General features: G+C 68.8%; 6 protein-coding genes. 3 read left to right on the forward strand and 3 right to left on the reverse strand.

The window, feature by feature from the left end:
* Window positions 1-439 precede the first annotated feature (439 nt).
* Together CG723_RS45775 and CG723_RS45780 are read right to left on the reverse strand one after the other, a co-directional pair.
* Window positions 440-1,873: an MFS transporter gene (locus CG723_RS45775; RefSeq protein WP_100599474.1), complete on the reverse strand. Its 1,434-nt coding sequence runs from the start codon at window positions 1,871-1,873 to the stop codon at window positions 440-442.
* Window positions 1,870-2,232 carry a MarR family winged helix-turn-helix transcriptional regulator gene (locus CG723_RS45780; RefSeq protein WP_100599479.1) on the reverse strand — a complete coding sequence of 121 codons (363 nt, stop codon included), beginning with the start codon at window positions 2,230-2,232 and terminating at the stop codon, window positions 1,870-1,872. The genes CG723_RS45775 and CG723_RS45780 overlap by 4 nt, the downstream gene beginning before the upstream one ends.
* A gap of 396 nt (window positions 2,233-2,628) precedes the next feature.
* On the opposite strand from CG723_RS45780, the gene CG723_RS45785 reads away from it, so the two are divergent.
* Complete coding sequence (locus CG723_RS45785; RefSeq protein WP_100599475.1) at window positions 2,629-3,366, forward strand: dienelactone hydrolase family protein; 738 nt, start codon at window positions 2,629-2,631, stop codon at window positions 3,364-3,366.
* A 385-nt stretch (window positions 3,367-3,751) separates the two neighbouring features.
* On the forward strand, window positions 3,752-4,285 hold the full coding sequence (locus CG723_RS45790; RefSeq protein WP_100599476.1) for an ATP-dependent DNA ligase: 534 nt from the start codon (window positions 3,752-3,754) through the stop codon (window positions 4,283-4,285).
* Window positions 4,286-4,400: 115 nt separating this feature from the next.
* Here the strand turns inward: CG723_RS45790 and CG723_RS45795 are convergent, their stop codons facing one another.
* Entirely contained in the window at window positions 4,401-5,603 is a 1,203-nt protein-coding gene (locus tag CG723_RS45795) for a M20 metallopeptidase family protein (RefSeq protein WP_100599477.1), read from the reverse strand.
* A 371-nt stretch (window positions 5,604-5,974) separates the two neighbouring features.
* Here CG723_RS45795 and CG723_RS45800 point away from each other — a divergent pair, with 371 nt between their 5' ends.
* Window positions 5,975-6,403: a restriction endonuclease fold toxin-2 domain-containing protein gene (locus tag CG723_RS45800; RefSeq protein ID WP_100599478.1), complete on the forward strand. Its 429-nt coding sequence runs from the start codon at window positions 5,975-5,977 to the stop codon at window positions 6,401-6,403.
* The last annotated feature ends 298 nt before the right edge of the window (window positions 6,404-6,701 follow it).

Here is a 6,701-nt window from a genome sequence, read left to right on the forward strand (position 1 = left end):
ACACGGAGGCCTTCGCCTTCTTCAAGACCCGCGCGTGTCAACAACGCTCATGCTCAATACATCTAGCGCGGAACCCCGGGACGACACCCAGGTCGCGGCCTCGTTGCAGGCATGCAGGTTTCCTCAAGTGCCGCCGCCTGCACGGGCGTCGGCAGGAGTTTCACCTGCACGGTCAACTTCACGGCCGTGACGTTACCTGCCGCCTGACGTACCAGCATTCGAACAGCGCATATTCCTCACCGAGCACTCGGCCCGGTTTCTTGCGGGCGCTCCGCGCCCGTTGCCGCGGCGATGCTCCGCATCGCCATCACTGGATGCGATTCCTCCCGGGGGTGAACCCCCGGGGTTCCTCGCAAGAGCACGCTGAAATGGTGCGGTAGGCGCTGACTCAGTAGCCCTTGGGCATGGAACCTTCAGTGTTGGGATGAGTGCATCTGGCTTACGGGTGGGTCTCGGACGAGCGTCGGCGGGCGAGAGCGAGGCTTGTCAGCGTCGTGATCGCCATGGCGCCGATGCCGACCAGCGCCGCGGTGGTGTAGGCGCTGTCGTCGGGGAAGAGGTGGCCGGGGCCGGTGCCCGCGGCGAGGATCAGGCCGCCGATGGCGCTGCCCAGGGAGTACCCGACGCTGCGGACGACGTAGTTGAAGCTCATGGCGCTCGACGTCTCGCTCTTGGGGGTGACGGCCAGGATGACGCCGGGCATCGCGGCCGAGAAGCCGCCGACGCCGATGCCGAGCACGCCCATCGCCGCGAACAGTTCGGCCAGGTTGGACCGGGCGGTGGCGAACAGGGCGAACCCGCCGCCGACGATGGCGGCGCTGCCGGCCAGGAGCAGGGGGTCGGCGATCCGCGTCCGGACCTTCGGCGTGAGTTTGCCGGCGACGAACCCCAGCACGGAGAACGGGATGAGGACCAGCCCGGCGACGAAGGTCGTCAGTCCGAAGCCGTAGCCGGCGCCGTGCGGCGTCTGCGCGTACCGGGTGATGAGCGTGAGCAGGAGGTACATGCCGATCCCGCCGACGAACATGGCGAGGTTCGCCCCGGCGATCGCCGGGTGCCGTACCGCCCGCACATCGATCAGGGGTGTCGTGCTGCGCAGCTCGATGACGGCCCAGATGCAGAGCAGCACCACCGCGACGACGGCGAGGCTCGCCGCCACGGCGAGGTGCTGGCTCCACAGATTCCGTTCGCCGGCGAGGAACAGCACCAGGAGCAGCGCAGCGGCCAGGACGACCGCGCCTGCCACGTCCACGTGGGGGGAGCGGCCTTTGGGGGCTTCGGGCATGGAGCGCCACGCGGTCAGGAGGGCGGCGGCGGTGACGACCAGGCCGAGGCCGTAGGCGGCCCGTACCCCGCCGAGCTCGGCGAGCAGTGCGGCCAGCGGGTAGCCGACGCCGGCCCCGATGATCGAGACCACCGAGATCAGGGCGATCACGGCCGCGCTGCGCTCCTCGGGGAGGTGGTCCCGGGCCACGCCCATCATCAGCGCCGTCAGCCCGAGCCCGACGCCCTGGGCCGCCCTGCCGGCCAGCAGCCACGCGAACGGCAGCGGCAGCACGGTGAGCGCGCTGCCGGCGACGACGACCGCCAGCGTGGCGAGGATCGTGGCCCGCCGGTGCGGGCCGGCTCCGAGCCGGCCCAGGACCGGCGTGGCGACGGCGCCGCTGAGCAGCGCGACGGTCAGCGTCCACTGCGCGCTGCCGAGCGAGACGTGGAACGAGGTCGCCACGCTGGTGATGAGCGGCGTGCCGAGGCTGGCGACCGCCGCCACGACCAGAGCGATGAACATCAGGGCGGGGACCAGCAGCCGCGCCTCGGAACGCGCCACCGCGAACGCGTTCACCGCGACCCCGTCGACCCGCTGCCCGGTCACTGCTTCGGCCCTTCGCGGTCCTGGCTTTCGAGCTCTGCCAGATGCTTCAGCGCCGGAAGGGCCGCCACCAGCGCCTCGACCTCGTCGCCGGTGAGCTCGCCGATCAACCGCTCGAACGCGTGGACGCCCGCCTGGCGCCGCGTCCGGGCATAGGAGGCGCCGGCCTCGGTCAGGCACACCAGCGTGACCCGCTTGTCGGACGCGTCGCCCCGCCGCTCGACCAGGCCGGACTCCTCCATGACCCGGACCAGGGCGGTCATCGCGGGCTGGGTGACGCCCTCGACCGCGGCCAGATCGGTGATGCGCCGCGGGCCGGTCCGGTCCAGGGTGGCCAGGGTGGCGGCGGACGTCAGGCTCATGTCCCGGGGCAGGCGTCTCGCGGCCCTGGTGGCCAGGCCGTAGAGGGCTGCCCCGATGGCGGCGGACACGCCAGGAGCGGTGTCTTGACGACTCATGCTCGAAGCATAGCATTTTTATATACATAGTTTATGGAAATGGTCGAGGACAGGCGCGGGTGGCACCGAGTGTTGGGGTGTGACCGAGATACGCGCCAAAGGGGCAACGAGATGATCTTGAAGCCCTGAGCGCCCCTCGGCTGCCACCCATTCGGCACAGTGTCGCCAGAGCTGCCGTGGGGACGGGGTTTGTGACGGCTCTTGTGAGCCCTCGCCGTATTTCAGCGGGACACCCGCGCTGTTCTGCCCGCGACAGAACACCGGCCGGACCGGGCTCGACGATCACTACAGTCCAGTCTCATGACGACGATTACGACGCGTACGGTCGAGTACCCGGCCGACGGTTTGACGATGATCGGGCACCTCGCGCTCCCGGCCGGTGTCGACCGCCGGCCCGCGGTGCTGCTCGGACCAGAGGGCATGGGGCTCAGCGACGTCGAGCGCCGCCGGGCCGATGCTCTCGCCGAACTGGGATATGTAGCGCTGGCCTTCGACCTTCACGGCGGGCGCTATTTGGGTGACCCCGAGGAGATGCTGGCCCGTTGCATGCCACTGCTCGCTGATCCCGACCGGATGCGGGGCATCGGCCATGCGGCGCTCGACGTGCTGCGCACCGAGCCCCGGACCGACCCCGACCGGATCGCCGCCGTCGGCTACGGCACCGGGGGCGCCGTCGGGCTGGAACTCGGGCGCGACGGCGTCGACCTGCGCGCGATCGGGACAGTCAACGCACTGACCACGGGCCGACCGGGCGAGGCAGCGCGCATTCGCTGCCCGGTGTGGGCCGGGGTCGGGTCGGAAGACCCGATCATGCCGCCCGCGCAACGGAACGCGTTCACCGCCGAGATGCAGGCTGCGGGCGTCGACTGGCGCCTCACGGTCTACGGCGGAGCCTTGCACGCCTTCCACCACCCACCGGTCGACCACCCCGTGGTCCCCGGCGTCGGCTACCACCCACAGCACGCGCAGCGAGCCTGGCGCGACGTCGTCGACCTGCTCGCCGAGTGCCTGCCCGTGACGGAGGACCTGGGGGCATGACCCAGGCAAGCATGTTGGCGCCGGGCCTGGTCGGCGTCGGGCACTGACAGTCCCCTCCCCTCAAGCCTTCACAGCAGACCCGCACTCGGGCGGATGCTCGATCGCGGAGACGTATTCGCAACTGCCGCAGTAAATACCGGATTTACTGCGACGGAGCCCTGGCCGTGATCGTCGCGACCTGCGGCGGACCGTTCCGGCATCCAGGGCGAGATGTACGCATTTACTGCGGCGTCACTGTGCTGACCACGCGTAAAGCCGCATCAAGATCTACTCATTGCCCCCTTGACGTGCATCTCGGCGGGACCCCTACAGGGCGCACCGCCGGGCCCCTCCGCGCAGCGTAGGCCAGCGCGCATACCCGGCTCGGCCGCCGCAGGCTGGCCCTGTGGAGTATCCCGTCTCTGTCGCCCTCGCCGAGGCCGTGCCGACGCTGCCCACGGGTCCAGGCTGGTGGTACGAGATCAAGTTCGACGGCCACAGAACCGTGATGTGGCGGGACCCTGAGACCGTCCGGCTACAGGCCCGGTCCGGGCGGACGGTCACCTCGGCGTGGATGGATCTGGCCGTGGTCGGCATGAACTCGCTAGGCGCCAGCACGGTCCTCGACGGGGAGGCCGCGATCTACAATGAAGGGATGGTCGACTTCGCGGCAGCGCAGTCCCGCGCGGCCTCCGGCCCGGTCCGCGCCCGCGAACTCGCCGCGGTGCTCCCCGCCTCATACGCCGTGTGGGATCTCCTCGCCCACCCCGAACTCGGCGATGTCCGCAGCCGCCCGTACACCGAGCGGCGCGCCCTCCTCCTCGACCTGCTCCACGACGTGCCGCCCCCGATCCAAGCCGTACCCGCCACAGATGATCCGGACGTCGCGCAGCTCTGGTACGACACGCTTCAGAGCCAGGGCATCGAGGGCGTCTTGTAGCCAGAGTTTGTGGATGACCAACTGACCGATGCGCAGCACGATCTGGTCCAGGCCGGGCCGGAGGTCAGATCTTCACGCGCCACGAAGCAAGATCATCTCACCTCATAGAGCTCCGTCAGGAACGATGCTGTTGAGCAGTGGACAGGGCCGCCAACCGATGAGTCAGGAGACCGGTCATGGCGTGCACGCCGTGGCCGATCGCGCGCTCGTCGGCCGCGAAATCAGGAGAGTGTGGCGCACCGTCGATCCCCGAATCGGCGTCTGCGACGCCGAGGCAGAGCTGTGCACCTGGAGCCTCCTTGAGGAACAGTGCGAAGTCCTCACAGTTGTAGGGCCACGATGCACGAGCCCACAGGACGGACTCCGGTCCCATCGCCGTGCTCAGGTAGTCACCGGCCGCCGTGCTGAGCTCCGCGGAGTTCACCATGGCGGGAAATGGGACATCCTGGAACGCGGCGTGTCCGCCGGCGGCCGCCGTAATCTGCTCGACCTGCGCGCGTACTTCCGGCAGCCGTTCCTGCGGCCAGACACGCAGCAGGATACCGACGACCGGCTGCCCGTCGGACCCTGGCTCGATCCACGTGGCGACGGACACGGATTCCTGATGGGACGCGGCCACTTCAGGATCGAGCAGAGCATGGAAGCCCGCGTGGTACTCGGTGACGTTCTGTGGGAAGCCGACCGTGCCGAGTGCCTCGACCTCGGCGGCGACGGCGACCGCCGCGTCCCCGCCACCCGGAAGGAGGATCCGGATCTGGTCGAGCCCGGGCAGCCCATAGCCCGGGGACACCGCGATGGTGCCAGTGGGGAACGGGCTGCAGTGCAGTGCGTAGAACTCGCGCGGCGCGAGCCGCTGCACCAGTCCTGTGTCCAGCATCGCGCGCGCGCCCTGCAAGGGCTCCTCGGCCGGCTGGAACACGAACACCAGCCGCCCACGTACCTGATCGGAGCGCCGGGCTAGCTTCCTCGCCACGCCGACACCGATCGCGGTGTGCAGGTCGTGCCCGCACAGATGCGCGACACCAGGCACGCGCGAGGCGAAGCCCTCGTCATACACCCGGCCCGAGCGCGGGAACGGCAGAACATTCCTCGTCGCGTCCACGGCGTCCATGTCCGCCCGGTACGCCATCGTCGGCCCGTCTGCAGAACCGTCGAGCACGGCGACGACACCGTGCCCGCCGACACCGGTCGTCACCTCGAGCCCCGCCGCACGCAACTGCTCCGCGACCAGCCCGGCTGTCTCCCGCTCCTCGCCCGCGAGTTCAGGTCGGCGATGGATCTCCCGGCGAAGCTCGATCAGTTCCTCGTCCAATGCCATGTAGACAAGATCGCGAGGCTGAGGACCGGCGCGCAACCGAATTGTTGGATCGCAGTCGCGGAGGACAACAGCGACCGCCGAAGTCGCTGTCAGCGTGGCCGCTGGACCAGCGGGGTGACGGAGTGGGCTTCGTGCAGTGCGGTTCGCAGACGGTCGTTGTCCACGCTGAGCCGTTGGACTGCGGCGATGGCGAGTTCGAGCTGTGGGGCGTTGTCTGTCCTCGACCTCGACCTCGACCTCGACCTCGACAACATGTTGGACCTGCCGGGCGACTGGGAGCAGCGCATCGCACGCGATGCCGCGCTCGTCGCCCAGTGAGTCCCAGGCGCAGGGCTTCGCGGGCGGTCGGTGGGCCGTCAAACCCGGACAACATGTATCAGATGCGAGTCGCAGGCTACCCGGAGCGCCAAGTCCCCCTCCCCGCCGCAGCTACGGGCAAGAGCGGCAAGAGACTCATGGTCGACGGAATGCGGCGCGTCGATGGGTACGCCATTGAGGCCAAGCATGTACGCGATCCCGGCAAGTGCGCGACCTATCGCAGCATCGACCGGGTTAACAAGACCTTGGGTACACCCCCGAAGCTCGACAAGAATGGCGCAGTGAAGTTTGATCCGCACCGAGATGGCATGTATCGGGGCGATGCCAGTGAACTGGCCCGCTACCGTGCCGCTCTCGCCGATCCACGTAATGACGAGATCCGCGGATTTGAGATCATCACCAATGACAAGCCCGCCGCCCCCTACTGGCAGAGCATGATGGCCATGAGCGAGGTCAACGGCAACGCACGATACGTACCGTAGGAGACCCCCCTCATGACCGACGCAGCAGCACGCCGCGTCACGTTCAGTTTCGCTGCACCCGTAGACAACGCTGCCGCCTGGAACCTCGACCTCGACGTTTTCGCCAATGGCTTGCTCCAGGCCTTCCCTGGCGCCTCGGCAACCCACGAGGGCGAACTCGGCCCCCACCCGTCCGACGCTCTGCGGATCGGGATTCCCTTGGGTGGTGGCGCATGGCTTGAGGGACTCGTAACGATGCTGTCAATCCCCCCGAATCGTGGAGACCTTCTTATGCAGCCAGCCCCTCGTTGAGGCTGGC

Origin of the sequence: Streptomyces sp. CB01635 (assembly GCF_002803065.1) — a bacterium.
In the GTDB taxonomy this organism is placed as follows: domain Bacteria; phylum Actinomycetota; class Actinomycetes; order Streptomycetales; family Streptomycetaceae; genus Streptomyces.

Excerpts from the sequence above, each read along its gene's own strand:
- CG723_RS45800 (WP_100599478.1), top strand. The coding sequence starts at position 5,975 with ATGTATCAGATGCGAGTCGCAGGCTACCCGGAGCGCCAAGTCCCCCTC.
- CG723_RS45795 (WP_100599477.1), bottom strand. The coding sequence starts at position 5,603 with ATGGCATTGGACGAGGAACTGATCGAGCTTCGCCGGGAGATCCATCGC.
- CG723_RS45780 (WP_100599479.1), bottom strand. The coding sequence starts at position 2,232 with ATGAGCCTGACGTCCGCCGCCACCCTGGCCACCCTGGACCGGACCGGC.
- CG723_RS45785 (WP_100599475.1), top strand. The coding sequence starts at position 2,629 with ATGACGACGATTACGACGCGTACGGTCGAGTACCCGGCCGACGGTTTG.